The organism is Flavobacterium piscisymbiosum, assembly GCF_020905295.1.
GTDB lineage: Bacteria > Bacteroidota > Bacteroidia > Flavobacteriales > Flavobacteriaceae > Flavobacterium > Flavobacterium piscisymbiosum.
Genome location: NZ_JAJJMM010000001.1, coordinates 4,562,268 through 4,588,788 on the forward strand (window position 1 = coordinate 4,562,268; position 26,521 = coordinate 4,588,788).

General features: G+C 32.9%; 26 protein-coding genes. 17 read left to right on the forward strand and 9 right to left on the reverse strand.

What is annotated here, in order from left to right:
• Positions 1 to 13: 13 nt before the first annotated feature.
• The 4 genes from menA to LNP81_RS19715 form a co-directional block, all read right to left on the reverse strand.
• Positions 14 to 976 (reverse strand): 1,4-dihydroxy-2-naphthoate octaprenyltransferase, encoded by a 963-nt coding sequence (gene menA / locus LNP81_RS19700; RefSeq protein WP_230038821.1) that lies wholly within the window; start codon positions 974 to 976, stop codon positions 14 to 16.
• A gap of 94 nt (positions 977 to 1,070) precedes the next feature.
• A complete protein-coding gene (locus LNP81_RS19705) occupies positions 1,071 to 1,904 on the reverse strand; it encodes a 1,4-dihydroxy-2-naphthoyl-CoA synthase (RefSeq protein ID WP_035681238.1) in 834 nt (277 codons plus the stop codon).
• A gap of 696 nt (positions 1,905 to 2,600) precedes the next feature.
• On the reverse strand, positions 2,601 to 3,254 hold the full coding sequence (locus LNP81_RS19710) for a hypothetical protein (protein WP_230038823.1): 654 nt from the start codon (positions 3,252 to 3,254) through the stop codon (positions 2,601 to 2,603).
• A gap of 390 nt (positions 3,255 to 3,644) precedes the next feature.
• Positions 3,645 to 4,499 (reverse strand): CvfB family protein, encoded by an 855-nt coding sequence (locus LNP81_RS19715; protein ID WP_230038825.1) that lies wholly within the window; start codon positions 4,497 to 4,499, stop codon positions 3,645 to 3,647.
• A 155-nt stretch (positions 4,500 to 4,654) separates the two neighbouring features.
• Here LNP81_RS19715 and LNP81_RS19720 point away from each other — a divergent pair, with 155 nt between their 5' ends.
• A complete protein-coding gene (locus tag LNP81_RS19720) occupies positions 4,655 to 6,004 on the forward strand; it encodes a M20/M25/M40 family metallo-hydrolase (protein ID WP_230038827.1) in 1,350 nt (449 codons plus the stop codon).
• Positions 6,005 to 6,064: 60 nt separating this feature from the next.
• Here the strand turns inward: LNP81_RS19720 and LNP81_RS19725 are convergent, their stop codons facing one another.
• Together LNP81_RS19725 and menD are read right to left on the reverse strand one after the other, a co-directional pair.
• Complete coding sequence (locus LNP81_RS19725; protein WP_230038829.1) at positions 6,065 to 6,406, reverse strand: DUF2853 family protein; 342 nt, start codon at positions 6,404 to 6,406, stop codon at positions 6,065 to 6,067.
• A 92-nt stretch (positions 6,407 to 6,498) separates the two neighbouring features.
• Positions 6,499 to 8,166, reverse strand: a complete 1,668-nt coding sequence (gene menD / locus LNP81_RS19730) for a 2-succinyl-5-enolpyruvyl-6-hydroxy-3-cyclohexene-1-carboxylic-acid synthase (protein ID WP_230038831.1) — start codon at positions 8,164 to 8,166, stop codon at positions 6,499 to 6,501.
• A gap of 174 nt (positions 8,167 to 8,340) precedes the next feature.
• Between menD and LNP81_RS19735 the strand changes: the two genes are divergently transcribed.
• From LNP81_RS19735 to pip, 3 genes are all read left to right on the forward strand, one after another.
• A complete protein-coding gene (locus tag LNP81_RS19735) occupies positions 8,341 to 9,519 on the forward strand; it encodes a thioredoxin family protein (protein WP_230038833.1) in 1,179 nt (392 codons plus the stop codon).
• A gap of 164 nt (positions 9,520 to 9,683) precedes the next feature.
• On the forward strand, positions 9,684 to 10,181 hold the full coding sequence (locus LNP81_RS19740) for a GNAT family N-acetyltransferase (protein ID WP_230038835.1): 498 nt from the start codon (positions 9,684 to 9,686) through the stop codon (positions 10,179 to 10,181).
• 246 nt (positions 10,182 to 10,427) lie between these two features.
• Entirely contained in the window at positions 10,428 to 11,345 is a 918-nt protein-coding gene (pip, locus tag LNP81_RS19745) for a prolyl aminopeptidase (RefSeq protein ID WP_230038837.1), read from the forward strand.
• A gap of 317 nt (positions 11,346 to 11,662) precedes the next feature.
• Here pip and LNP81_RS19750 read toward each other — a convergent pair whose 3' ends face one another.
• Together LNP81_RS19750 and LNP81_RS27380 are read right to left on the reverse strand one after the other, a co-directional pair.
• Positions 11,663 to 12,250: a glutathione peroxidase gene (locus LNP81_RS19750; protein ID WP_230038839.1), complete on the reverse strand. Its 588-nt coding sequence runs from the start codon at positions 12,248 to 12,250 to the stop codon at positions 11,663 to 11,665.
• Between the two features lie 371 nt (positions 12,251 to 12,621).
• A complete protein-coding gene (locus LNP81_RS27380) occupies positions 12,622 to 12,753 on the reverse strand; it encodes a hypothetical protein (RefSeq protein WP_255700756.1) in 132 nt (43 codons plus the stop codon).
• Positions 12,754 to 13,100: 347 nt separating this feature from the next.
• Between LNP81_RS27380 and LNP81_RS19755 the strand changes: the two genes are divergently transcribed.
• The 9 genes from LNP81_RS19755 to arsB all read left to right on the forward strand — a co-directional run bounded on the left by LNP81_RS19755 (position 13,101) and on the right by arsB (position 19,367).
• Positions 13,101 to 13,631, forward strand: coding sequence for an RNA polymerase sigma factor (locus LNP81_RS19755; RefSeq protein ID WP_078007051.1), 531 nt, complete (start codon positions 13,101 to 13,103; stop codon positions 13,629 to 13,631).
• Positions 13,631 to 14,419: an anti-sigma factor gene (locus tag LNP81_RS19760; RefSeq protein ID WP_230038841.1), complete on the forward strand. Its 789-nt coding sequence runs from the start codon at positions 13,631 to 13,633 to the stop codon at positions 14,417 to 14,419. The genes LNP81_RS19755 and LNP81_RS19760 overlap by 1 nt, the downstream gene beginning before the upstream one ends.
• A 107-nt stretch (positions 14,420 to 14,526) precedes the next feature.
• A complete protein-coding gene (locus tag LNP81_RS19765) occupies positions 14,527 to 14,904 on the forward strand; it encodes a DoxX family protein (protein ID WP_230038843.1) in 378 nt (125 codons plus the stop codon).
• Positions 14,905 to 14,936: 32 nt separating this feature from the next.
• Positions 14,937 to 16,001, forward strand: a complete 1,065-nt coding sequence (locus LNP81_RS19770) for a hypothetical protein (RefSeq protein ID WP_230038846.1) — start codon at positions 14,937 to 14,939, stop codon at positions 15,999 to 16,001.
• Between the two features lie 20 nt (positions 16,002 to 16,021).
• Positions 16,022 to 16,747, forward strand: a complete 726-nt coding sequence (locus tag LNP81_RS19775) for a DUF3667 domain-containing protein (RefSeq protein ID WP_230038848.1) — start codon at positions 16,022 to 16,024, stop codon at positions 16,745 to 16,747.
• 87 nt (positions 16,748 to 16,834) lie between these two features.
• Entirely contained in the window at positions 16,835 to 17,167 is a 333-nt protein-coding gene (locus LNP81_RS19780; protein WP_230038850.1) for an ArsR/SmtB family transcription factor, read from the forward strand.
• A gap of 19 nt (positions 17,168 to 17,186) precedes the next feature.
• A complete protein-coding gene (locus LNP81_RS19785; RefSeq protein ID WP_230038851.1) occupies positions 17,187 to 17,660 on the forward strand; it encodes a DUF6428 family protein in 474 nt (157 codons plus the stop codon).
• A 17-nt stretch (positions 17,661 to 17,677) separates the two neighbouring features.
• Positions 17,678 to 18,307 carry an arsenate-mycothiol transferase ArsC gene (locus LNP81_RS19790; RefSeq protein WP_230038853.1) on the forward strand — a complete coding sequence of 210 codons (630 nt, stop codon included), beginning with the start codon at positions 17,678 to 17,680 and terminating at the stop codon, positions 18,305 to 18,307.
• A 1-nt stretch (position 18,308) separates the two neighbouring features.
• Positions 18,309 to 19,367 carry an ACR3 family arsenite efflux transporter gene (gene arsB / locus LNP81_RS19795; RefSeq protein WP_230038855.1) on the forward strand — a complete coding sequence of 353 codons (1,059 nt, stop codon included), beginning with the start codon at positions 18,309 to 18,311 and terminating at the stop codon, positions 19,365 to 19,367.
• 598 nt (positions 19,368 to 19,965) lie between these two features.
• Here arsB and LNP81_RS19800 read toward each other — a convergent pair.
• Positions 19,966 to 23,178 carry a cytochrome c biogenesis protein CcsA gene (locus tag LNP81_RS19800; RefSeq protein WP_230038857.1) on the reverse strand — a complete coding sequence of 1,071 codons (3,213 nt, stop codon included), beginning with the start codon at positions 23,176 to 23,178 and terminating at the stop codon, positions 19,966 to 19,968.
• Positions 23,179 to 23,571: 393 nt separating this feature from the next.
• Between LNP81_RS19800 and LNP81_RS19805 the strand changes: the two genes are divergently transcribed.
• From LNP81_RS19805 to LNP81_RS19820, 4 genes are all read left to right on the forward strand, one after another.
• The gene (locus LNP81_RS19805; protein ID WP_230038859.1) at positions 23,572 to 24,333 is read left to right on the forward strand and encodes a Rossmann-like and DUF2520 domain-containing protein; all 762 of its coding nucleotides are present in this window, start codon (positions 23,572 to 23,574) and stop codon (positions 24,331 to 24,333) included.
• Positions 24,317 to 24,844 carry a KdsC family phosphatase gene (locus LNP81_RS19810; protein WP_230038861.1) on the forward strand — a complete coding sequence of 176 codons (528 nt, stop codon included), beginning with the start codon at positions 24,317 to 24,319 and terminating at the stop codon, positions 24,842 to 24,844. The genes LNP81_RS19805 and LNP81_RS19810 overlap by 17 nt, the downstream gene beginning before the upstream one ends.
• Before the next feature lie 222 nt (positions 24,845 to 25,066).
• Positions 25,067 to 25,942 (forward strand): geranylgeranylglycerol-phosphate geranylgeranyltransferase, encoded by an 876-nt coding sequence (locus LNP81_RS19815; RefSeq protein WP_230038863.1) that lies wholly within the window; start codon positions 25,067 to 25,069, stop codon positions 25,940 to 25,942.
• A complete protein-coding gene (locus LNP81_RS19820; protein ID WP_230038866.1) occupies positions 25,935 to 26,519 on the forward strand; it encodes a Maf-like protein in 585 nt (194 codons plus the stop codon). Before LNP81_RS19815 ends, LNP81_RS19820 begins: the two co-directional genes overlap by 8 nt.
• Positions 26,520 to 26,521: the final 2 nt, after the last annotated feature.

A 26,521-nucleotide genomic window follows, 5' to 3' on the forward strand; every position in this document is an offset into this window, starting at 1 on the left:
GTTGAACTTTGTTTTATCTTCCACCCAGGAAAAGGTTGACAATAATGTCTGAAATCAACGAAATCATACATACTGTAAGCAAGATCGAAAGCAAAAATGTACTTAATGCAAGTGTCTTTAATTCCGGATCTAAAAGCTTAGGGTTTTGGTTTTTATAAACGGTAATTAAATGTTTGGTTAAAGGTATATAAGCCAATAAAAACAAATACTGATCGAAGTTATAATTGCTTAAAACAGCAAAAAGAACTACTGCAATCATAGCAGTAATTATAAGTGTAAAATGATACACTTTAGCTTTTGCTCCGCCCATTTTAACAACGATTGTGTTTTTTCCTGATTTACGATCTGATTCTTCGTCGCGCATATTATTAAGGTTTAAAACCCCTACGCTCAATAAACCAATGGCTACGGCAGGAAGAATTAGAAGCGGATCGATTTCTTTAGAATATAAAAAGTTAACGCCTAAAGTACTGACTAAACCAAAGAATATGAAAACAAAAAGGTCTCCAAAACCTTTATATCCGTAAGCCGAATTACCAACAGTATAACGAATCGCAGATACAATTGCAGCAATACCTAACAATAAGAAGAAGATCGAATATCCGAAATTCGTTTCTCCAAATGCAAAATAAATTAAGATAATAGCCGATAATAAAGTCAATCCAGCTGTAATAGTTATCGCCTTTTTCATGGCTTGTGGCGTGATCACTCCGCTCTGAATAGCACGCTTTGGCCCTATTCTGTCTTCATTATCTGTACCTTTTACTCCATCTCCGTAATCATTTGCAAAATTGGATAAAACCTGTAAACCTAATGTCGTTAAGAGTGCAAAACCAAAAATTTTCCAACTGAATACTTCTGTTGGTGTATCGATTGTCGATGTTGGGTTTGAAAGCGCGTAGATACTTCCAACTATAATTCCGGAAACTGATAAAGGCAATGTGCGCAATCGTGCGGCTTCAATCCAATGTTTCATTTATTTTTAATTTTAGATTTTAGAGTTCTTGAAAAAGTTTTCAGTCACAGTTTCAGTTTTCAGACTGTGACTGAGACTGGAAACTAATTACTTTTTATGGCAACCATTTGTTTTCGCCAAAGTTTGGTTTTCTTTTTTCTAAGAATGCATTTCTTCCTTCTTTCGCTTCTTCTGTCATGTAGGCTAAACGAGTGGCTTCTCCGGCAAAAACTTGCTGACCAACCATTCCGTCGTCTGTAAGATTCATGGCAAATTTTAGCATTTTGATAGAAGTTGGAGATTTTTGAAGTATTTCCTGAGCCCATTCGTAAGCGGTATCTTCTAACTCATCGTGAGGGATTACGGCATTTACCATTCCCATATCCATCGCTTCCTGAGCTGAATAATTTCTTCCTAAAAAGAAAATTTCACGTGCTTTTTTCTGACCTACCATTTTCGCCAGGTAAGCAGATCCGTAACCACCGTCGAAACTAGTTACATCAGCATCTGTTTGTTTAAAAATAGCGTGTTCTTTACTCGCCAGAGTCATATCGCAAACTACGTGCAAACTGTGTCCGCCGCCAACTGCCCAACCCGGAACAACTGCAATAACTACTTTTGGCATAAAACGAATTAAACGCTGTACTTCAAGAATATTCAAACGATGTTGACCATCTTCACCCACATAACCTTGGTGTCCGCGTGCGTTTTGATCTCCTCCGCTGCAAAAAGAATAAACTCCATCTTTTGTTGATGGTCCTTCTGCAGAAAGTAAAACCACACCTATCGAAGTATCCTCTTGTGCGTCGTAAAAAGCCTGGTATAATTCTGAAGTTGTTTTAGGACGAAAAGCATTTCTAACATTAGGTCTGTTAAAAGCGATTCTAGCAACTCCGTTACATTTTTTATAAGTTATATCTTCAAATTCTCTGGCAGTTATCCAATCCATTTCTATTTGTTTTATTTTTAATAATTATAGCGTAAAAATAAACCATTTTTACATTTTTACCTACTCTATTTGCGTTAAGTCTGTACGAAAATTACTTTCAATGTTAACAATTGATAGTCTTGTATAAAAAATAACATTTTTTAACATAAGTTTCGGAAAATAATAAGTAATTTTACACCCTAGAAATCAATGAGATACATTTTATTTCATCGATTTGGGATTGATTTTCTTTCACTGATTTATTAACCTAAAAAATGATTTTTTTGAGAAAATTTAAAAAATTTGTCGCTCATTTTTTTACGGTTTTAAATAGTAAACCCTTAAATAATGAGCAAATGATTTACTCATTTATTGAAACTTCGAAAAGGAGATAGTAACACCTAAGGTTAAATGCTAGAATTGTTTAGTAATTAGTATAAAATTGATTACGAAAAGAGGAAAAAATGCTAACTAAAACTTTCTATACGTTATTTTATCAAACCAATGGATTAGCCGTGAAATTGACGTTTCGCTTTTAATATGAATGTATAAATTGTTTAAAGACATACCGTTTCAAGAAGTAATTTCTAAAATTTTTAAAGCTTTTATTTCTTGAAGGATTCAAATTATTTTATTTCTGTTTTTTTTTAATTACAATTTTTTTTAAAACTAGAATAAAAAGGGAAAGGCTGCTTGTAATGAGCAGCCTTTCCTGTTTTAATTTGTAATCTTTATTAGTTTTACCGGAACTTTATTAGAGTAAATAATGCCGTCAAATAAAACATATCCGTTTTCTTTTATCTCTTTTTTCCGATCCTGACTTAATCTTTTATTCGTAAAAACAGAATCATTCTTTAAAGAAAGTGAACCTAAATTTGGTTTCTTCTTGTCAATATTTGAAAACCACATTTGACTATTTCTATAAGGCAAATTAATTACTGAAGTAAAATATTTTGTTTCTCCAGGCTGAAGAAAATAACCTTGTAATGATTCATCGATATCATTGACATATTCTAGCTGGTATTTCCTGAAAATTTGGTTCTTTCTTAAAAACTTAGAGACTATAGTATCTAACTCTTCAATTTTCATTAGTTCGAAACCGTTGCCGCACATATTTTCGGCCCTTGTGGAACTTCCATCTAAAATAGAATCTTTTTTATACATGCTAAAGCCAATCGAATTATAAGCATAATCTTTTCTTCCTAAAGCTTCTCTATAAAGATCTCGTTCTACGGTTCCCAGATTATCCTCGTTGAGCATTATAAAATATTTTTTATCTGAAATATTGGTTATTTTATAATGAAGAATGTTTTTTGAAAGACTGTCATATTCTGCATTTGGTTTATAAAAAACTTCCCGGAAATCATCCATATAAACATCTTCAACACAAACAATCTCATTTGTCAGTAATTCAAGTTTTAAATCTTACTTGTTTTTTTGACATGAAATAAGAACGAAGCACGAAAGGCTTAAAAAGATCATTTTTTTCATAAACTCTAAATATTTTTTAAATTTCAATAAAAAAATTCCAAATTCCAACCGGACGTATTGTTGGGATTTGGTATTTTAAATTCCCAAGATTGAAACCACGCGCTATGTTTGACGATAAGAATTAAATTAGGCTTTCGCAAAAGTTCCTTACACTCTTAGTTGAAACCGTTGACTATGGTTGAGATAAATTTCAAAAAAAAAATCCAAATTCCAACTCGACGTAAAGTATTGTTGGAATTTGGAATTTTAAAATTTGGAATTTTTAAAAAGTTATTCTTTTACAAGATAAATCCCATCTTCTTTTATTTCTATGAGTTTGTCTTTGTATAAAGCTCCAATTGCTTTTTTGAAAGTCTTTTTACTCATTTTTAATACCGTTTTGATATCCTCAGGATGCGAAGCATCGTTTAAACGTAAAAAACCTCGATTGGCTCTTAATTCATCTAATATTTTTTCTGCATTTGGCTCAATACTTTGATAACCTTGCACTTGCAGCGCGACATCAATTTTATTATCAGGACGAATGTTTTTAATAAATCCTATCATTCTGTCTCCGGTTCTAATCGCATCATCATAAACTTCATCTTTATACAACAATCCTTTGTGTTGCTCATTGATGATAACATTTATTCCTAATTCGGTAATATGTGAAACGATCAAATCAACTTCTTCGCCTTTTTCAACCGTTAGGTTTTCATTGCTTAAAAATTGGTTCAATTTACTTGAAGCGACCAAACGATTGGTTTTTTCATCCATATAAAGGTAAACTAAGTAACGTTTTCCTTTTTCCATTGGGCGGGCTTGTTCTTTAAACGGAACAAGTATATCTTTTTCCATTCCCCAATCCATAAAAGCTCCCACCTGATTGATGTAATTTACTCTTAAAAGTGCAAATTCATTCAATAATATATAAGGTTCAAGCGTGGTAGCAACCGGGCGTTGTTCGTGGTCTAAATAAACAAACACGATAAGCTCTTCGCCTATTTCAAATTCGTTTGGAACGTATTTATTCGGTAATAAAATATCGTGAATTCCTTCGGGATCTTCTTGAGGATTACCTAAAAATAAACCAACTTTGGTATCACGTAATATAGTAAGGGTGTTGTATTTTCCTATTTCAATCATATTCTTGAGATTCTAAGCTAAAAAGCAGCTGAGTTTTTAAAGTGCAAATGTACGAAGTTTGAAAATGGTACAGTGAAAAAAAATCCATCAATATCTTTTTCGGGGTTTGTTTATTTTTTAGTTAAATTTGAGAATCAAAAAATAACTCCAAATCAATGAAAAAGACCTTTTTCTATTCCGTTTTTACTTTTCTGTTTTTTACCCAAATTACCTTTTCTCAAATTGCTGAAGATCCGGAAATAAAAAAAATGATTACCGAAATTAAAGCCGATAACCTTGAAGCTACTGTTCGAAAGTTAGTTTCTTTTGGCACACGACATACTCTAAGCGATACTAAAAGTAAGACCAAAGGAATTGGCGCCGCGCAGCAATGGGTAAAATCTGAGTTTGATAAATATGCTTTGGAATCGAACGGAAGATTGACTTCTGAAATTGATTATTTTACTGTAAATGCAGATGGGAAACGTATCAATAAAGACAGTCAGCTTGGTAATGTAATGGCAACTTTAAAAGGAACCGACCCAAATGACAATCGTGTACTTATTATAAGTGGGCATCTGGATTCGAGAGTTTCTGATGTGATGAATATAAAATCTGACGCGCCTGGTGCAAATGATGATGCCTCAGGGGTTGCAGCTGTAATGGAATTGGCTAAAGTAATGAGTAAAAGATCTTTTCCGGTAACCATTATTTTTGTGGCTGTAGTGGGTGAAGAACAAGGACTTATTGGTGCTCGTTATCTTGCTGAAAAGGCAAAAGAATCCAACTGGAATGTTATGGCAATGCTAAATAATGATATGACTGGCAATAGTTTATCAAGCGGAACTAATTTAAGAGACAATACGCAAATCAGGGTTTTTAGTGAAACAATTCCGTTTCTTGAAACCGAAGATGAAGCAAAAATGCGAAAAGCTACCAATCGCGATAATGACAGTCCGTCGAGATTGTTGGCGCGTTATATAAAAACGGTTACTGAACAATACGTAGATCAATTAACGGTGAAACTTGTGTATCGAAACGATCGTTTTTTACGTGGCGGCGATCATACTCCGTTTAGTCAAAATGGATTTACGGCAGTTCGTTTTTGCGAAATGAATGAGAATTTTGATCACCAACATCAAGATTTAAGAACTGAGAACGGTATTAAATATGGTGATTTGGTCGAATTTATGGATTTTGATTATTTACGAAAAAACACTTGCTCTAATTTAGCTACTCTAGCCAATTTAGCCTGGTCGCCAAAAGCGCCAACAAATGTAGGTATAGAAGTTAAAAACCTTTCTAATTCATCTACTTTTTCATGGAATGCTCCGGAAGGAAAAACACCATACGGTTATCAGATATTAATGAGGGAAACAGCTTCTTCTCATTGGGAAAAAACATTTTTTGTAAAAGACACAAAAGCAGAAATCCCGTATTCTAAAGATAATTACTTTTTTGCTATACAAACTGTAGATGATTTAGGTCATGCGAGTTTACCTGTTTTTCCGGTTCCTATTCGTTAATAATAATAATAATATAAAAAGCGCCAAATAGGCGCTTTTTGTTTTTTAATCCGAATGAATTTATTTGTAAACACTTTCTTTTTTAAAATGCAATGTCAATAAATAATACACCACTGCTCTGTACTTGTGTTTATTCGATTTGCCATATTTCTCCATAACATCAGCTATCGCTTTGTCTAAAGCCGGGCTATCAGCTAACCCTAATTTTTTTATCAGGAAATTATTTTTTACAGTGTCCAACTCAGATTGTTGAGTTCCGGCAACCGTAGAGGCATCTGCATTATAAATAGACGGTCCGCAACCTATAGTTACTTTAGTAAGCAAATCCATATTTGGTGTTACGCCACATTTTTCTTTTAGATCTTCTGCGTACTTTTTAATTAATTCTTCTCTTGCGCTCATAATAAAAATTTAAAATTGATTAGATTTATAAAAATCAAATTTAAAGATTTATCTTACATTAAAACTATTTTAACTTTATTTTATTTACAATATCAAATCAACTCTTTAAAGTATTGTTTTAAAACAACGTCGTTTTCCAACGTTGGCGTAAATACCTCCAGAATTCCGGCAGCATCATCATTACTGTAAAGGTTTTTTAATGCCTCTTCAAGAGATGCTACATCATTGGCAGTAAAATAATTAAGCTTATACATCTTTGCTAAATGTTCTGCGGTAAGATTATGCGAAGTTTCGAAATACGTATTAAATACAGGTTTTTCTTCATGCCCGGGTAAAATTCTAAAGATTCCTCCTCCTCCATTATTAATTAAGATAATTTTGAAGTTTTTAGGGATGTAAGAATTCCATAAAGCATTGCTATCGTATAAAAAGCCAATATCTCCGGTAATAAATACGGTTTGTATATCTTTTCTTCCTACTGCCGCTCCTATCGCTGTTGATGTACTTCCATCAATACCGCTTGTTCCGCGGTTGCAATAAACTTCGATTGAAGGATCAATTTCGATTAACTGCGCGTAACGGATCGCTGAACTATTGCTTATTTGAAGCTGACTGTTTTTAGGAAGTGATTCTATTACTTTTTCGAATACTTTAAAATCTGAAAATGTAATTTTACGCAAATATTCCTGTTTTCTGATTTTTCTTAAATCGTAAATTTTATCAATTTTTGAGAAATATTTACTTGAAACAAATGCTGTTTTTGGAAGCAGTTCTTTGAAAAAATCTTCTGGCTCCATTACAAAATGTTTGCTTAAAGCATTAAATGTATCGTAAGCACGTAAAGTATCTATGTGCCAGTGATGTGCAGGTTTATATTTTCGTAAAAAAGCCTTAATACGTTTTGAAACAATCATACCACCAAAAGTGATTAAAACTTCCGGTTCTAATTCTTTAAAATCACAATCGTCAAAAGGTGTAATTAAGCTGTCTATACTATTAATAAAACTTGGTTCATGCAAATTTGATGTTGTCTCCGTAAGCACTACAATTGAGGGATCTTTGGCAAAGTTTTCGAGAATTTCTTTACTAACAGAATTGGCTTCGTTTATTCCTCCAATAAGAATTAATTTTCTTTTTGAAGTATTCCAAACAGAAGCTACATCATCAATATTTTCGATAATTTTTGTTCCGAGAATTTCCTCTGAATGGGTAATCTTTGGTTCAACAGAAAGTTCTGAAACCGTTTCGTATAAAGGTTCTTCGAAAGGCGCATTAATATGAACCGGACCTTTTTGAAGAATCGCAGTTTCGATTGCTTTATTGATTTTTAAATCATTTTCTACAGAAGCATCTTCGGTTAAATTGGCATTGAAAACCGAGTGATTCTGAAAAACGTTTTCCTGACGAATGGTTTGTCCATCGCCAATATCGATCTTGCTTTGCGGTCGATCTGCCGAGATTACGATTAACGGAATCTGACTGTAAAATGCTTCGGCTACAGCCGGATAATAGTTTAATAAAGCCGATCCTGAAGTACAAACAATTGCGGTTGGCTGTTTGGTTTGCTGTGCAATTCCTAAAGCGAAAAAAGCAGCGCAGCGTTCGTCAGCAATGCTGTAACATTTAAAGTTAGGATTTTGTGCAAACCCAATCGTTAAAGGTGCGTTTCTTGATCCCGGTGAAATTATAATATTGGTGATTTCTTTTGCTAAACAAATTTCGATAATGCTTTGAGCAAGCGCTATTTTGGGGTAAATCATTATTATGTGTATTATTTTGTAAAGAAAATCTAAAAGTCTAAGATTTCTTTTTGATAACACAAAGTTACAAACTTCGTGTTGGATTTAACTTATAAATAGGAAGATATTAAGGGCTGTTTTTAGAAAAAGGAGATATATTTGTAAATCAGATTTTTTAATAAAAATAAACTTTCTATGCGTTTCTTCTCTATTTTCTTTCTCTGCTTATCGTTACAAGTCTTACATTCTCAAAATCAGTTTGTTCCGGATGATACACCGTATAAAACAGCTTTAAAAAATGCCAAAACTCAGGGAAAACCTCTTTTTGTAATGCTGTACGCTGATTGGTGTCCCCATTGTAATCAAATGAAAAAGGAAGTTTTTAGTGATCCTGCTGTAATGGATTTTTTAAAGAAAAACTATGTGTGCGTTTGGAAAAATGTTGAAAAAGAAGAAGGAATTGCTCTAAAAGATAAATACAATACCAAATCATTGCCTACTTTTTTATTTATAGATCCAAATAATGAGGTGCTTCTATACGCTTTAAAAGGCGAATCGAAAAAAGCAGATTTTTTGACAGAAGCCAATTATGCTTTGAATTCGAGAATGCAATTGCCTTATTTAGAGAAACAATTTCTGGATGACCCGAGTAATTCCACTAAGTTTTTTGCTTATTTGAATACGCTGAAAAAAGGAAAAGACAGAACTGATTTATCGATTCCGACACATATTTATCTGAATACACAATCTGATGCACAATTGGTTAGTGAATTGAACTGGCGTGTTATTGCGAATGGAGTAACAGATATTAAATCGAGAGAATTTCAGTATGTTTTAAATCATCAAAAGGATTTTGCTGCCGCAGCTTCTCAAAACCGCGTTGATCGTAAAATAGAAAGCATTGTCAATGAATTACTTCGTCCTTATGTTGATGGTTTGGATACTATAAACTATTATAAACAAAGGGAAATAGCCAAATCGATTCGTTTGCAAAAAACAGATTCGATTGTTTTTAAATTTGATTTAACGCTGGCAGAAAGAACTGAAAAATGGCAACAATATAAAAAAGTAACGCTTGAGGATACTCAAAAAATAGCCTGGAATGACGCCAGTTTCCTTAAAGAGATTGGTCAGACGTATTTGAAACACATCTCTGACACCGAGAGTTTGAAAAAGTCTATTTCGTGGGTAAAACATTCTCTTGAATTGAATGATTCTTATGACGGAAATTTACTTATCGCCCGACTTTATAATAAAATAAAAGACAAAAAATTAGCTTTGAAATATGCTAAAGATGCCAGGGAAATTGGTACCGAAATGGGCTGGGGTACTAAAGATGCAGATGATTTATTGGCTGAACTCAATAAAAAATAAACACGAAATTCCAAATATTATCCCGAAGCTTCGGGACCAAATTCCAATCTAATACCGTTCTAAAAGCAACAAAATAATTTGGATAGAATTAAAACTTACAACAAAATAACAATTAAAATAGCCTCGAATTTATGAATTTGGGACAAAAAACTACCAAAAACAAAATGGACGTAATACTAAGACCAGCGACAACCAACGATTTAGAAAAAATTCTTGAGATTGTAAACCACTCTATTTTGCATACTACTGCAAATTATAATTATGATATTCAAACTATCGATGTTCAGACGAAATGGTTTGAAGATAAAAAAGCTAAAAACCTGCCCATTGTCGTTGCTGAGTTAGATGGCGAAGTGGTAGGATTTGGAAGTTACGGGCAATTCCGTGAGAAACTTGGATATCAATATACGATTGAACACTCAGTTTATGTAGTTGATAATATTATAGGTAAAGGTATTGGATCTAAACTATTACTTGAATTGATTCGTTTGGCCAAAGAACAAGGTTATCATGTGATGATTGGTGCGATCGATGCTGATAATGCTGGAAGTATTGCTTTTCATGAACGATTTGGTTTTGTTGCAACAGGAACCATACGTGAAGTCGGTTATAAATTTGATCACTGGCTTGATTTGGTTTTCATGCAGTTGATATTGAAGTAGGTAAAAATGGCCCGCAGATGAAACGGATTCGCTAGCGCGAAAACGCTGATTGACGCGGATTTTTTTCTGTTTTTTGATAATGTTTACTGGAATGTTTTTTTTACCACAAAGCACGCTAAGAATTACGCAAAGTTCGCTATTAAAAACATTGTCATTCTTTGAGTTCGCAAAGCTGGACGTTAATTTTTTTTGTCGTTTCGAACTTAATAATTTAATTTATAAGGAACTAATTTTAATCTACAAATATTGAATACAGACTATCAAATACAAAAAGGCTATCTTAAAGTTAGTGAAATTCATGAAATATACTATGAGGTTTGCGGTGCTGATGATGGCGAAACTTATTTGTTTGTTCATGGTGGTCCCGGCGCGGGATTTTCTGAGCAGGATAAGCGTTTTTTTGATTTCAAAAAACATAGGGTTGTCTTTTTTGATCAAAGAGGAGCGTCTAAAAGCAAGCCTTTTGGGGTTATAAAAGAAAATACAACTCAGGATTTAATTGATGATATTAACAAGCTCCTCTCCTATCTCAAAATCGAAAAAATAAATATTTTTGGTGGTTCGTGGGGGACAACTTTGAGTTTGGTATTTGCGATACAAAATCCGGAAAAAGTAAAAAGTCTTTTGTTACGGGGTATATTTCTTGGAGATAAAAGATCTATTGATTATTACGTAAATGGTGGTGTCGAAAATGAATTTCCTAAGGAATGGAATCGTTTTAAAAGTAATGTCCCTTCAGGTTTAAATCTCAGTATTTCGGCCTATTATCTTGATCAAATGCTGAATGGAAGTCCGGAAAACAAAAAGTTTTTTTGTTATGAATGGGTGTTTTATGAGATCTCTATTTTTAAGAAAGGAATTACCGAAAATGAAATCGATGCCTTTATAAATGAATTTCCGTTTGAATCTTTAGCTATTATGGAGTCGCATTATTTAAATAATAACTGTTTTATAGAAGATAACTATATATTAGATAATGTAAAAAAAATAGATAATATCCCAACGATTATAGTTCACGGAAAATATGATGCAATTTGTCCGGTTCAGTATGCTGAAGCGTTACATTTTAAACTTAAAAGGTCTACTCTTTATATTGAAAATTGCGGACATTCTGATAGTGAACCCGGAATCGAACAAACAATTATGAAAATCTTGAATCAGTAGGTTGTTTACCATCGATTTTGTCATTTTAGAGGAACGAAAAATCCTGGTTGTTGCATTTCCAAAAATTGATATACTTTGTAGAGTTACTTGCGAAGATTTCTCGTTCGACATGACAAACTGAACGTAAAATCTGTATGAATAAAATAAAAAAATGCGCACTAATCTGCGTTTTCACTTTAGCGAATCCGTTTCATCCGCGTTCAAAATAAGGTGATTTTATTTAGCAAGTGAGATTGCTTCGTTTCTCGTAAAGACAAAAAAAATCCACAAACTTGAAAATTCAAATTTGTGGATTTTTTGGTTGAGATAGTTGTTTATTAACTCTTTATCCAGTTGATTACTTCAGGATCTGTTGGCAATGTTCTTGGTTTGATAACCTTTACTAATTCGCCTTTTTCGTTAATTAAGTATTTCTGGAAATTCCATTCTACTTCAGAATCCTGTAAACCGTTTTTAGATTTTTGTGTCAAGAACTTGTACACCTCGCACATATCATCTCCTTTTACAGAAACTTTGTCCATCATAGGGAAAGTTACTCCGTAATTTTGTTGGCAAAACGTTTCGATTTCTTTGTTTGTTCCAGGTTCCTGCGAAGCAAAATTATTAGCAGGAAAACCTACAATTACAAAACCTTTGTCTTTATACTCTTTATAGATCGCTTCAAGATCTTTGTATTGAGGCGTTAATCCGCATTTTGAAGCGGTATTTACGATCATTATTTTTTTTCCTTTTAGCGATGCAAAATCAAAAGTATCTCCAGATAAATCCTGAACTTTAAATTGGTAAATGTTTTCTTTTGCCATGGCTTTATCTGTTTTAGATATTTTACTTTTACTTGTCTGAGCCTGAGCTTGTGAGCTTAGTAATAAAATTATGCTGCAAGCTATAAATGCTATTTTTTTCATTGATTAATTTTTTTATAAAATTAGTTAAAAACTGTTTTCAGAAACTATTTTGACTGCTTTATTTTTATTAAACATAAGTTAAATAAAAAAATTGAAGCCTAGCGTTAATCAGACGCTAGGCTTCCCCCCATACAAACAAATCAAACCATGAATTTAATTGTAATCTATTCTTATTATGTTAGTTAAAATTATAGTTGATGCCCCGGTTATAGTGAAAATTATCTTAGAATCGTACAACCTTATATCTTTAAATATTATTTTATCTCTGGCGTTTATCTTATTATATTGTTATCAGCGTAAATTTGGCATTTAGTTTCCTATTCTAATTTTCGGTTTGGAAGTCCGAAGACATCAACTATTCAATGCTATATTTAGATCTGAATTTGATTATTAAATCCTGATTCTATATAATCTCTTCTAAAATCACTTTTACTAAAACTCGATAATGCCAAAACCGTTGTTAAACCCACAATTAAAATTTTTAAATTGTCTATCTTTTTCATGGCATTTTTTATTATTGAGATTTACTTTACACTTTAAATCTTTAACAACTGTTAAATTTCAACTTATCATCTCCCCCAAAAACAGCTTTCGTATTCTTATTTTGAAGTTCTTTTCTTTCTTCTGCTATTTTCAGCATTATTGTTTGATGTTATAATAGCATTTACGTAATTGGTTTGCTTTTGGTTTTAAAAAAATGAAAAAAAAGTAATATTTTTTTGAAACCCCTTATTTTCCTAGGTTTCGGACTATTAAAAAAAAATAAAATTTCACAAAAAAATAAATTATCTTTATCTCAATCTATAAAAACGTATACTAAAATTTTGTTTAAGCTTAAAAACCTAAATCTATGAGTCAAGATGAATTGCTAGTTTTAATTTACAAAAAAGACGAAAGAGCTTTTACCCATTTGTACGATATGTATTCGAAAAGTTTGTTTTCGGTTATCAATGTTCTGATAAAAAACCGTGAAGAAGCAGAAGATGTTTTGCAGGAAGTTTTTGTCAAAATCTGGAAAAATATCGATACTTATAACGAGAGCAAAGGGCGATTTTATACCTGGATCCTTAATATTGCTAGGAATACATCGATTGATAAGCTAAGATCTAAAAATTTTAATAACAGCCAAAAAAACCTTTCCTCAGATAATTTCGTAAATCTGTTAGACGACAGTAATAAACTTACTAATAGAATTGATACAATTGGAATTCAGGAATTTGTAAAAAAACTAAAACCCAAATGTATTGAGATTATAGATTTATTATTTTTTAAAGGATATACCCAACAAGAAGCTTCAGAAGAATTGGCATTGCCACTGGGAACTATCAAAACGCAAAACAGAAATTGTATTAACGACCTACGTAATTATTTAAAAATATAATGGAAGCACAAGAATATATAGACTCAGGAATTCTCGAATTATATGTTTACGGTTTATTGACCGAAACTGAAAATCTGGAAATAGCCGAAATGGCTAAGAAGAATCCCGAAATGGATCAGGAAATTATTGCAATAGAAAAAGCTATTGTGGCTTTATCATCAAGCTTCTCTCCTTTTCATTCGGTAGCTAATTTTGAAAAAATAAAGGCCCGTTTAGAGCTGAAACATGGCAAAGTAGTCGACATGAAACCGGCATCGACCTGGTCTCAATATGTGGGATGGGCTGCAGCAGTGTTGTTACTACTAGGACTTGGATATCAAACTCTGGAACTTACCAAAACAAAAGAAGCTATTTCTACTGTTGGAACTGAGAAAGATAAAATACAAAGAGAATATGCTTTCTTAGATCAGCAAAATAAAGAGACAGAGAAAAACTTAACTATTGTTAGGGATATCAAAAACACTGGTGTAACACTTGGCGGTCAGGCTGTTTCTCCTAATTCATTTGCAAAAGTGTATTGGAACAAGCAAACAAAAACGACTTATATTGATGCTGCAGGTTTACCAACTCCTCCAAAAGGAATGGTATATCAGGTTTGGTCCCTAAAATTAAGTCCGGTACTTACGCCAACAAGTATAGGTTTACTGGATAATTTTGAAGGAAATTCACAAAAAATCTTTGCTGTAAGCCAAACAGATTCTGCAGAAGCATTTGGAATTACACTTGAGCCTGCCGGCGGAAGCTTAACGCCTACAATGACACAATTGTATACTTTAGGAAAAGTTTAAAAATAAACTTAGCATAAAACTCAGAACGCATATTAATTTATTTTAATGTGCGTTTTTTTTATTATTTTTAATTTGAATAACCCACTATAAACCAAACTACTAAAACCATGAACGGAACTTTACTTTTGCGAATTGCAGTTGCTATTATTCTCCTCACCCATTCTGTTTTTGGAATCTTCGACAACGGAATTAATGATTTTGGAAATTTGTATTTAAACCAAATTGGGTTTGCTCCTTTTGGAGTTTTTATCGCCTGGTCTATTAAATTATCTCATATAATTGCCGCTGTACTTTTAGTATTGAATAAGTATATTAAACTGGCAGGTTTTGTAACAATTTTTGTGCTGATCATGGGAATTATTCTCGTTCATTTTCAGGAAGGCTGGTTTGTTGTTGGCGGCGGACGAAATGGTGTCGAATATAACTTTTTACTCATTATAGTTTTATTGGCCATTATGTATCCTGATGGATATAAGAAAGTATAAATTGAATTGATTATTAACTATAAAAATAACCTATGATGCCTACTGACAATCGCTATATTTCTTTCAATCAAGTTATCTTACTGTTTTTTCTTCTTATCTCGACATTTGCTTTTGCACAGGAACCACACAGTTATATAAATGATTATGATTATTTAAATAAAAATACCAAAGGAGTAAAAAAAATAACGGTCAAAGAAAATGATACAATTCAGGAACAGCATTATTTTAATAACAAGGGACTGATTTATTTTTTCTTAAAAAATAGACTAAATCATGTTGGCTACTTTAAGTACGACAAAAAAAACAGACTTATTAAAAAAATAAATGCATACGCTATTCAGGGCTTTAGTTGCGAAGAAATAAAATATTCGGATAAATCAACACAACTTTTTTCGTATTTAACTGAAGACGAAAAACAACGTCAATTAGAAAATGATAAATATCTGGAAAATAAATCAAAAGGAATAGAATATACTATTGTTGGCCAAGATACTATTAGCATTGATGATGCCTATTCGGTAGTGACATCCGACGAGGAATACTATAAATACAAAAACGAAATTGAAGGAATTAAAGATACCACTGCATTGCTAAATACTCAAGGTTTAAAAAAATTAATTAACCAACCAAAATATCTGGATTTTTCGATTGAATATGATAGTAAGCTTCGTCCTTTAAATGAAAAATTTTTTGACTCCAGAAATAACGTTACTTCAGTACATACTTTTTCCTACTTACCTGGTAAAATAATAAATAAGTACAAAACTGACATGATTGGAATGGGAGAAATCATTAAAACGTTTGATGAACATAAAAATATTATTAGCGAAAAAGAAGGAAGTAAAAATTTAAAATATAAATATAAAGACCAGTATTGTATCGAAAAAAGTGAATTTAAAAATGATACACTTTTGAATACAACAACATACAATTACGACAACAATCTTTTATCTGAAAGTATATATCGAAATTTAGAAGATGGAAATGTCTATTTTTCTAATTATAAATACAATAGCAAAAATTTAATCACTGAAATAATATTTCGTTCCCAACAATTTCGACGCGTTTATAAATACGAATATGAATATTACAAATAAGGATTAAAATACCAAATGCAATGGAAATAACCTGTAAAAACTGTCAGCAACATTATACCGGAAATTACTGCAATAATTGCGGTCAGCCAGCGGATACACATAAAATAAACGCGCATTATTTATGGCATGATATCCAGCACAGTTTGTTGCATTTTGATGCGGGCATTCCTTATTCTATAAAACAGCTATTTACAAGGCCCGGACATTCTATTCGTGAATTTATTGAAGGAAAACGCGTCAGACATTTCAAACCCTTGTCTTTGGTGACTGTTTTGGCTGCATTTTACGGTTTTTTATACCATTATTATCACCTCAATTTATTTAAGGTTAATGAAGCTGATTTAAATCTAAATGATTTTAATGAGTGGAATGCTACGCACTTTGCCTGGACAACCATTGCTACTATACCTTTGTATACTATTGGAACCTATATTGTTTTTAGAAAACAAGGCTATAATTTTTTCGAACTTTTTGTCCTCAATACGTTCAAAGCTTCACAAAGGCTATTTGCTCAAATTTTAATATTTCCATTGTTACTGTATTTCAACGGAACGCCTCATATGCAACAGATTTTGAATTTAATGTATATAATAGGTGTCATATTAATTTTCTGGACCAATATCCAGTTCTTTAATAAAATGTCAAAAACAAAAGCATTCTTGTTGTCTATAGTAAGTCATTTTATTTTTCTGGTTTGTTTTTTAATCGTAATGACTATTGTGCTTGTGATGACGGGAAGACTTTAATCATAAATCCCTAAAAAAGAAAATAATAAACAATTTTCTTTTTTTATTTCAATCTATATCGTAATATTGCAATATAAAAATATAACGATGGGAGCTACTAAAACAGATCATTTTACAGATGAACAAAACGAATTGGCTATTTTAACAAAAGCTTTAGGTCATCCTGCTCGAATAGCTATTATTCAATACTTAATGAAGGTCAATACATGTATTTGCGGTGATATCGTAAATGAACTTCCTCTTTCTCAACCAACGGTTTCTCAGCATTTGAAAGAATTAAAAAACGCCGGATTGATAAAAGGAAATATCGAAGGAAATGCCATTTGTTATTGTATTAACGAAGTGGGTTTCGAGAAAATAAAAGTTTTCTTCAGTCAGATAAACCTTCATTTAGAAAAAAGAAAAAACGAATGTTGTTAAACTATTAAATCAAATTATTATGAAACTTTCAGAAATTAAAAAAATACTTACCACTGTTGAAGCTGTGAATTTTGAATTGCCTGACGGAAAATTTGTTCCGGAATATTTTCACGTAACCGAAGTAGGTTTGATTACCAAAAACTTTATTGATTGTGGCGGAGTGGTTCGTCAAGAAACTGTCGTGAATTTTCAGCTTTGGGATGCCAATGATTATGAGCATCGTTTAAAACCACAAAAATTGATTCATATCATAGAACTTTCAGAAAAAGTTTTAGGAATTGGAGATTTTGAAATCGAAGTTGAATATCAAAATACTACTATTGGCAAATACGACTTAGATTTTAATGGAAAATATTTTTTACTGTTAAACAAAACTACAGCTTGTTTGGCTCAGGATCAATGTGGCATTCCATCAGAAAAACCAAAACTTAAACTGACACAATTAAGTACAGATGAAGGTAATTCTTGTACGCCTGGTGGAAGCTGTTGTTAAATCTAAAATCTTACAAAATGTCGAATTACAATATATTATTCCCCGAAATTCAATCTTTAGTTCAGTCTTTTGATTTTGCAAAGATTTCTAAAGAACGTAAAGAAATCCTCCAGCCTCTTATTGATTTTGTTCAGCTAAAGTCTGATCATCATCAGGAAATCAGATTGAATTTAATTTGTACGCATAATTCCAGACGAAGTCATTTGGCTCAGGTTTGGGCGCAAACGGCTGCGTATTATTACGGAATTCAAAATGTTTTTTGCTATTCCGGCGGAACTGAGGCAACTGCTTTATATCCTAAAGTTGCCGAAACATTAGCACAATCAGGTTTTACAATTACGAAGTTATCAGGAAGTAATAATCCTGTTTATGCTATAAAATTTGCAGGAAATCAAGCTCCAGTTATAGGTTTTTCTAAAACGTATGATGATGATTTTAATCCTGAAAGTGAATTTGCAGCCATCATGACTTGTTCACAGGCAGATGGCGGTTGTCCTTTTATTGCAGGAGCCGAGAAAAGAATTGCGGTAACGTATGAGGATCCAAAAGCTTTTGATAATACGGAGCAACAATCAGAGAAATACAATGAAAGAAGTGTGCAAATCGCGACTGAAATGTTTTATGTTTTCTCTCAAATAAAAAAATAAAATGTCTACAGATCATTGTCATCCTGTTGTGAGACGAAAAAAGCTAAGTTTTCTGGATCGGTTTTTAACGCTTTGGATTTTTCTGGCTATGGCTGTTGGTATTGCTGTTGGATACTTTTTTCCGTCAAGCGGAAATTTCATCAATTCGTTTTCTAGCGGAAGTACTAATATTCCGTTGGCTATTGGTTTGATTTTGATGATGTATCCTCCGCTTGCTAAAGTAGATTATGCTAAAATAGGAGAAGTTTTTAAAAACACTAAAGTACTTGGTGCTTCCCTATTCTTAAATTGGATTGTTGGTCCTGTTTTGATGTTCGTTTTAGCATTGTTATTCTTAAAAGATTATCCTGAATATATGATTGGGCTAATTTTAATTGGACTGGCGCGCTGCATTGCCATGGTTGTCGTTTGGAATGATCTTGCCGATGGAAATCGTGAATATGCTGCCGGATTAATTGCTTTAAACAGTATTTTTCAGGTTTTGCTTTATAGCGTTTATGCGTATATTTTTATAACGGTTTTACCTCCTTACTTTGGATATAGAGGTTTTAATGTTAATATTAGTGTAATTGAAATTGCCGAAAGTGTTGGTATTTATTTAGGGATTCCGTTTGCTTTGGGAATTATTACTCGGTTTGGTTTGATAAAACTCAAAGGCGAAGAATGGTTTCTGCATAAATACATTCCGTTTATTTCTCCTGTTACTTTGATTGCTTTATTGTTTACCATTGTTCTTATGTTTAGTCTTAAAGGCGAATTGATTGTTCAGATTCCGATGGATGTTGTTCGAATCGCAATTCCGTTGATGATTTATTTTGGATTAATGTTTGTCATTAGTTTTTTTACCGGAAAATATTTTGGTGCCGATTATTCTAAAAGTACTTCGATTGCTTTTACGGCTACAGGCAATAATTTCGAATTGGCGATTGCGGTTGCTATTGGTGTTTTTGGTATTAACAGCGGACAGGCTTTTGCCGGCGTTATAGGTCCTTTGGTCGAAGTTCCTGCTTTGATTGCTTTGGTAAATGTGGCTTTCTGGTTTAGGAAGAGAGTGTTTTGATCTAAGGATCTGAGATACTAAGGTGCTAAGATACTAAGATGCTAAGTTTTTTTCAGTTTGGTTCTTTGTTATAACCAAGGTTGAAACCTTGGGTTTGATCGTTACAATATATCGTATATATTATACATCATTTATTATGTAGATTGGATTGTGTATCATCTATTTGCGTATCATATATTGCGTATCATATATTGTGTATCATATATTGTGTATCATATATTGCGTATCATATATTGCGTATCATATTTTGCGTACCAACGGTTGAAACCGTTGGCTATGTTTAAAAGCTGATATTTATATTTGTGATTGAGCTGATTCATGGCTTGATTTACAATTTTATAGTTTTTGCATTTCTTCTTTGTTTTTGACGGAAGTGTAATGAAAACAAAAGTCCTAGCCCTGATAGAAGTGGAAATCCTTTTGTGGCGGGGTTCGCCACAAAAGATTGGAACGGATAGCAGGAAATAGCTCCTAATTATTCAACTTATCTAAGGATATTAGATGGAAATTTCGAAATATATTTTCTGATATAACATAAAAAAAGGTTCAACTTTTGATGGTTGAACCTTTTTTGTGAATTAATAAAATACCTTATTTATTATTTTTTCTTTTTATAATACTTGCGGTATTTTGGATATGTTACAATTCCGATAAGGGCAATTGTTCCTAATGAATACCAGATCCAGCTTAATGAATGTGCTTCTCCGCTTGCGTATGAGTGTAGACCAACTAAGTGGAAGTTTACTCCGTAATAGGTAAATAAAATTGACACGAAGGCAAACATACTCATTAAATTAAAGAACCATTGTCCTCTTAATGCAGGAACAAATCGAGCGTGAATTACGAAGGCATAAACCATAATCGAGATTAAAGCCCATGTTTCTTTTGGATCCCATCCCCAGTAACGTCCCCAGCTTTCGTTGGCCCATTGTCCTCCAAGGAAGTTACCAATGGTAAGCATGATTAGACCAATTGTTAAAGACATTTCGTTGATATAGGTAATTTCTTTGATGTTTAAGTCCATTTTTACCTTGTTCTTATCGTTGGTAAAGAAGATTAAAATTAATCCGACAAAACCAAGAATCATTCCTAATGCAAATGGGCCATAACTTCCTACAATTACTGCTACGTGAATCATTAACCAATATGAGTTAAGAACCGGTTGCAGGTTTGCAATTTCAGGATCGATCCAGTTTGCGTCTGCGGCAAAAAAGATCATCGCTGTTACGAATGCTGCTGATGCGACGGTAAGTTTCGATTTACGATCGAAAGCCAGTCCGAAGAACATGGTTGCCCATGCCACATAAACAATTGCTTCGTAAGCGTTACTCCAGGGTGCGTGACCTGAAATGTACCAACGGGCTATTAAGGCGATGGTATGAAATGCAAATATTACTCCTATTAATATATGAAAACCATTTACGGTAATGCGAAGCCATTTTTTATCAAAGAAAGTACTGAAAAGTGTAAAGATCAACATGAAAATTCCGGCAAGTGAATACCAGTAGAACATTTTTGGTAAAATGTTGTAGGTGTTGTATGCGATTTCAAGGTCGATTTTCTTATCACTTGGACGTACTTTACTTCCGAATTTCTTTTGAAAGCCATCTATACTTTCAACCAAATGATCGGCAGTATCAAAGTTTTTAGAAATTGATCCGTTGTTTAAAGCGCTAAAATATAAAGGCAGAATTTGTTTTACATAGGTAGAATCCATGCCTTTTAAACCTGCATTTTGTAATTCTAAATACGAAATCCATTTATTGTTTGGATCATTCGGGATTGGAAAAATTTTCAGGATGCTTCCGCTCAAGGCAGATTCCATTAAGTTAACTTTTTTATCTGTTTCAATAAAATCTGTTTCAAAACTATTTGGATTCGCTGCTTTGTACGCTGCATCTAAATAAGGAGATAATTTATAATTTCCGTTTTCGTCAAAGAATTTTACAAACGGTGCTAATTTAGCTTTTCTGTCTACGCCAATGATTTTACGAATACTATCATCTTTTGTATTAAGATAAATAAGCGGAACTTGTATCCAAACCTGAGCGTATTGTGTCATTGACAGGAATACCTGATCAGAGTTCATTCCGTTGTAAGTGTCTTTATGACTTACTTTTCTCAACAATTCAGATGAGAAAGTATTAATAGGTTTCATTCTACCACCGGCATCCTGAATAATCAAACGTCCAAATTTAGCGGCGTGTGCTAACGGAGCTTTGTAAATCGTCAGTAAAGAATCTATTTGTTTCTGACTTGGTGCTGCAGTTACGTGATTGGCGTGATCGTTAGGATCTGCAGGTGCATGGTTATGATTGTGATCGTGACCATCTCCCTCCGTATGAACGTGAGGTGCCTGAGCAAAACCAGAGAAACTTAGCATTAAAACCAGAATCGTAATTAATTTTTTCTTTTTTACATTGTCTAGTTTACGTTTTAGATCAGCAAAACGAGAATGTTTGGTAAACATAATAGCCATTAAACCAAAGTATAACATAAAATATCCAAAATAAGTAATAGATGTTCCCCAGAAATCGTGGTTTACAGATAATACCGTTCCTTTTTCGTCCGGATCGAATGATGATTGAAAAAATCTATATCCTTTGTGGTCTAAAACGTTGTTCATGAAAATTCTGGCATCAAATGTTTCTGTAGAATCCTGAACGGTTACTTTACTTTCAAAAGCCGAATAACTTTTCTCTGTTCCAGGATATTTTGTGGCGATAAAATCGTTTAATTTTATTTTAAATGGCAAAATATACGTTTTACTTCCGTAGAATAAACTGTATTCGATTTTACCAATTTTTACGGTTTGAGGCTCTCCTACACTACCCTTAGATCCTAAAAGACGAACTTCTTTTTCCTGGCCATCTGCTTTAACTTTTACTACTAAAGCATCGTGGTGAGATTTGGCTTTATAATCGTTATCCGACTCGTAATCAACAACTCCTCTTACAGCTGGATCCGGAAAAACGATTCGAATATCTCCAATACTATATAAAGAACGCATCATAAGTGGCTGAATATCATCTTTGGTTACAGATCCTTTTAATTTATCTGCCATTCGCATAAACTCTCCTTCAAAAGGGGTTTGAATGGTATATTTTTCGCCAGTTGTGTTAATATTGATAGCGCCTTCTGTAGGTTTGTTTAATGCAAATAATACATTATGAATGTTTTGAACTTCTCCTTCTTTTAGAAAATGTTCTTCACGTCCGCCTGCTCCCGCTTCTACCAATTTAAGATATAAAGTTCCGTTTGCAGATGGTTTTATTACTTCTTTAGCTCCCATGATGTAGTTAACATAAGTTACTTCAAAAGGAGTTTCGTCGAATTTACCTGAAAGCGTAAAATCGTTATTGGTTACCGGCGAGAACAATAATGGCTTGTCAAAAACTCTACGTTTCATTTCGCCTTTGTATTCTCCGTCTGCAAAAACAGTTAAGAACGTTTTGTCTGAATAGACTTGATTTTCGGCAGCGCCTTCACGAATTGGCATCATTCCTTCGTAACTGATATAGCGCGTAATAAAAGCTCCTATAAGAATAAAGATAAAAGCTAAGTGAAGTATAAGTGTTGCCCATTTTTCTTTTTTATGTAATTGGTAACGTTTGATATTTCCGAAGAAATTGATCAAAAAGAAGACCATTATTGCTTCAAACCACCATGTATTATAAATTAGAATTCGGGCTGTGTCTGTATTGTATTTACTTTCGATAAAAGTACCAATACCCATTGCGATAGCAAATGTTAAAAAAAGAACAGACATTAATCGTGTAGAAAACAAAAAAGAGAATATTTTTTTATCCATTTTTGAGGAATTACATTGTATAAAAGTGGCACAAAAGTACTTAAAAATGTTGAGTTCCAATATTTGAAGTTTGTTAATAAAAACCAAAAATAGGGTTTGATTTTTAGTCAAATTGACAAAAATGTACGCTTAATTTTACAAATTTACAATAGCATCATTTATTACAAAAGTGGCTATGAGTTTGGCGCTATAAGACTTGAAGAGTTTTTATGATAATGAATCTGTTTTACTAAGGTTTAAAATTGACTGGGTTTATAAAATATACCATTTTAATACACGTTTGCATATCATTAACAAAATAATGCGCGATTAAAATCTTTTTAATCTGTGCAATCTGTGGGTAAACTCTACTTTCACTATTTTCTTTAGAAAAAATAATGCTAATTTTGCGATATGATTCGAATAACAATAATTGGTTCAGGCAATGTTGCCCAGCATTTGATAAAAGCTTTCACCAAAAGTGAACTTGTAGAAATTGTACAGGTTTATTCCAGAAAAAAAGAAACTTTAAGTTCTTTAATTGAATTTGATAAAATTACAAGTGATTTTGAGGAATTGCAGGAAAGTGATTTGTATATTATTGCCGTCTCAGACAAGGCTATTACTGATGTTTCTAAACAATTGCCTTTTCAAAACCGAATCGTTGTACATACTTCTGGCGCGGCTTCGCTTGATGTTTTGGATGCCAAAAACAGAAAAGGTGTTTTTTATCCGCTTCAAACATTTTCTAAAAACAAAGAAATTGATTTTTCGATCATTCCGCTTTGCTTAGAAGCTGAAAATACTTTCGATTTTCGTGTTTTAGAAACTGTTGCTAAAAGCATCTCTAGTGCTGTTTTTGCTATTAACTCCGATCAGAGAAAGGCATTGCACGTAGCAGCAGTTTTTGTAAATAACTTTACGAATCATTTATATCAAATTGGACAGGAAATTTGTACTGAACATAAAGTTCCTTTTGAAATCTTAAAGCCATTAATACAAGAAACTGCCGAAAAAATAAATACTTTAAATCCTGTCGATGCGCAAACCGGACCTGCAAAACGAAATGATATCAATACAATTGAGGCGCATTTGGAGTATTTGACAAACGAAAATCAAAAAAATATTTATAAAATACTAACACAATCTATACAGCATAATGGCAAAACATTTTAAAGAAATAATGAACGACATCACTACTTTTGTTTTTGATGTTGATGGCGTACTTACAGACAGTTCGGTTTTTGTAACCAATGAAGGAGAAATGCTTCGCACGATGAATATTCGTGATGGTTTTGCTATGAAAGCGGCTGTTGAAAGTGGATTTAACGTTTGTATTATTTCCGGCGGAAGCAACGAAGGCGTTCGTATTCGTTTACAGAATCTTGGTATAAAAGACATTCATTTAGGAAGTCCTGATAAAGTTAAAACCTTTAAGGAATACACTGAAACCTATAATATCAAGCCTGAACAAGTTTTATATATGGGTGATGATATTCCTGATTTTCACGTTATGCAATTAGTTGGTTTGCCAACCTGCCCACAAGATGCAAGCCCTGAAATCAAAAATATTTGCCGTTATGTTTCGCACGTAAAAGGCGGAAAAGGTGCTGTAAGAGATGTTATCGAACAAGTGATGAAAGTGCAGGGAAAATGGATGGAATGTTTTAACGGGAAACATGATTAGTTTTCAGTCGCAGTCACAGTCTCAGTAACAATTGTTTCAGGTTTCAGATTTCAGGTTTGAAATGACGAAAACCTTCGTAAATAACCTGAAACCTGAAACCTAAAAAACCTCTGCCCCTTTGAACCTTTGTAACTTAAAAAAAAACTTAGTCCCTTAGAACCTTAAAAAAAAATGAAATTCCTCAAACTCATTCGATATAGGAACCTACTTATGCTTGCTTTTATGCAGGTATTATTTCGTTATGCATTTTTAAAACAACAGAATATTCCATTAGCCCTGGCCGACTGGCAATACGGATTATTGGTTTTGAGTACCGTTTTATTGGCTGCAGCTGGTTATGTAATTAATAATATATATGATGTTGCTACCGATACTATCAATAAACCAGAGGATGTTGTTATTGGTAAAGGAATCTCAGAAACTGCTGGCTATAATATTTATGTAGCACTTAATATTACTGGCGTTGCTCTTGGTTTTGTTTTGTCTAATATTATTTTAAGACCGGGTTTTGCTTCGTTATTTATATTGATTGCTTCATTGCTTTATTTTTATGCAACAACTTTAAAGCAAATCATGATTTTAGGCAATTTTGTTGTAGCATTATTACTTTCGGCAAGTGTTTTAATCATTGGCGTTTTTGACCTTTTTCCAGCAACTAATTCCGAGAATCAGGCGCAAATGGCAAGCTTTTTTTCGATACTGACAGATTATGCTTTGTTTGCTTTTATGATTAACTTTATTAGGGAGATCGTTAAAGATATCGAAGATGTAAATGGCGATTACAATCAAGGAATGAACACCTTACCTATTGCAATAGGAATTAGTCGTGCTGCAAAAATAGCGGTAGTTTTTGCTGTTATTGCTTTTCTTTTATGTCTGCTTTATACCAATACTTATTTTTTTCAGAATAATCTTTTTATTGCAACATTTTATTCTTTTGCTTTTGTTCTGGCACCCCTTTTATATTTCATTGTAAAAATAGTTTCAGCAAAATCTAAAAAAGATTACCGCCATTTGAGTACAGTTTTAAAACTCATTTTATTCTTCGGAATTTTATCCATTCTAATTATTACCTTAAATATCAAGTACAATGCTTAAAGAAAAACTAAAAAAATATACTTTAATCCTGGCTTCGGGCTCACCACGCAGACAACAGTTTTTTAAGGATCTGGACCTTGATTTCGAAATAAGATTAAAAGAAATCGAAGAGATATATCCTCCTGAATTGAAAGCAGTTGAAATCACGGATTATTTGGCTGCATTAAAAGCAAGTGCATTTGATGGAGAACTAAAAGAAAATGAAATTCTGATCACCAGTGATACCATTGTGTGGCATAAGGATAAAGCTTTAGGGAAACCCAAAAATGCTCAGGAAGCTTTTGAAATGATCAAATCAATGTCTAACGACACGCACGAAGTTTTTACATCGGTATGTTTTAGAACCAGCTTTACTTCTACTGTAATAAATGACGTAACAAAAGTAACTTTCAAAGATTTGTCAGACGAAGCGATTTTGTATTATATCGAAAACTATAAACCTTATGATAAAGCGGGTGCTTATGGTATTCAGGAATGGTTTGGTTTTATGGCAGTTGCAAAAGTCGAAGGTTCTTATACCAATGTTATGGGCTTACCAACAGCTAAAGTTTACGAATATTTGAGTACTTTAGTGTAAAA